This is a genomic window from Candidatus Pelagibacter communis, assembly GCF_001180225.1.
Taxonomy (GTDB): Bacteria; Pseudomonadota; Alphaproteobacteria; order Pelagibacterales; family Pelagibacteraceae; genus Pelagibacter; species Pelagibacter ubique_D.
In genome coordinates this window covers 1-1,614 of record NZ_CVST01000056.1, presented here as the reverse complement: position 1 = coordinate 1,614, position 1,614 = coordinate 1, and the positions used below count along the sequence as shown (strand labels likewise).

The 1,614-nt window shown below is 24.4% G+C and carries 4 protein-coding genes; 2 read left to right on the top strand and 2 right to left on the bottom strand.

The window, feature by feature from the left end; all coding sequences use genetic code 11:
* The coding region (locus AMN99_RS04300; RefSeq protein WP_143323933.1) for a dephospho-CoA kinase at positions 1-352 on the top strand (352 nt) is incomplete at its 5' end.
* Positions 353-1,015, top strand: a complete 663-nt coding sequence (gene dnaQ / locus AMN99_RS04295; RefSeq protein WP_075506596.1) for a DNA polymerase III subunit epsilon — start codon at positions 353-355, stop codon at positions 1,013-1,015.
* Here the strand turns inward: dnaQ and AMN99_RS04290 are convergent.
* A complete protein-coding gene (locus AMN99_RS04290) occupies positions 1,008-1,433 on the bottom strand; it encodes a protein-export chaperone SecB (RefSeq protein WP_075506595.1) in 426 nt (141 codons plus the stop codon). The genes dnaQ and AMN99_RS04290 overlap by 8 nt on opposite strands.
* Positions 1,414-1,614 (bottom strand): FxsA family protein (locus AMN99_RS04285; protein WP_143323932.1); only part of this gene is annotated, 201 nt, incomplete at its 5' end. The genes AMN99_RS04290 and AMN99_RS04285, both read right to left, overlap by 20 nt.

The window sequence follows — 1,614 nt, the reverse complement described above, 5'->3', positions numbered from 1 at the left end:
AAATCTTAAGGATATAATAAATATTGTTCATAAAGAAGTTAGAAAAAAATTAAATCTTTTCTTAAGAAAAAATAAGAACAAAAAAATTGTTGTTTTAGACATCCCACTACTAATTGAAAATAAAATCTATAATAAAAATGATATATTGATTTTTATTGATTCAAAAAGAAAAGATATTGATAAAAGGTTAAAAAATAGATTAAATTTTAATAATAAACTTGTAGGAATGTTTAGAAAAATTCAACTAAATAAAAAATATAAAAAAAAAAAATCACACTTTATAATCAAAAATAATTTTAGAAAAAACGCAGTAAAAAAACAAATTAAAGAAATTTTAAACTTGATAGGATAAATGAAGGAAATAGTATTAGATACAGAAACAACTGGAATATCCGTTAAAGATGGCCATAGAATAGTTGAAATTGGTTGTATTGAACTAGAAAACTTAACTCCTACAAATAATAAATTTCATTGCTATCTTAATCCAGAGAGAAAAGTTTCAGAAAGGGCCTTTGAAGTTCATGGATATTCTGATGAATTTTTATCAACACAAAAAAAATTCCATGAGATAGTTGATGATTTTTTGGAATTTATTGAGAATAAAAGACTAATTATACACAATGCAGAATTTGATATAGCTCACTTAAACAATGAGCTTAACTTGTTTGGTAAGAATAAAATTCATAACGAAATTATTGATACATTAACTTTAGCACGAGAAAAATATCCTGGATCGCAGGTAAATTTAGATGCTCTGTGCAAAAGGTTCAGAATAGATAACTCGCGAAGAACTCATCATACAGCACTTATAGACTGTGACTTACTGGCAAAAGTTTATATTAATTTAATCGATCAAAAAGAACCAACTTTAGATTTTAAACAGAATTTAGAACCAGAAGAAAATAAAAATTTAAAAACTGAATATTATAAGAAAGTAGTCCTACCTTCTCCCGATGAAGTGGAAAAACATAAGAAGTATTTGAAAGAAAATTTAAAAAAAAATTATTTTAATTAAATCTTTGGTTATATAGATTTTCGAAATCCACTTTTTTTTCAAATTTTACTCCAGGAAAACCTGAATTGTGTAAAAGATCTAAAAGAGCTTTTTCCATATGGGGGTAGATTGTAGTTTGCGCATCGCATAGAATTATCTTCTCTAACTCTTTTTTATCTTGTACATCATCATCTATCTTAATTATTGTTGTATAAATTATTTCAAAGTACGATTTTTTTTTATTTTCTTCTCTATCCTCAAACTTAAAAGTAGTATTTATTTCTACCATTTTATTTTTTAATGCTTTGGAGTTTATGTCTATTCCTAGTTGATATTTAGCTATTCTATCTTTTACAAATAAATATGTTTCTATATCTGGTGTTTCACTCGACAAGTCTTTTATAAATCGACTTAAAATTTTATATTTTTCTGTTTTCATCGTCATCTTCTATATCTTCAAATTCTCCATCAATAAAATTGTTTTTTTCTTTTTTCTTTTTATTAAATCTTTTTGAAAAATTTTTAAAAATAAATTTTCTACTGATTGGAAATATTAATAAAAACCCAAAAAAATCTGTTGCAAAGCCCGGTATTATTAATAGCAAGGCTGCAAAAGCAAT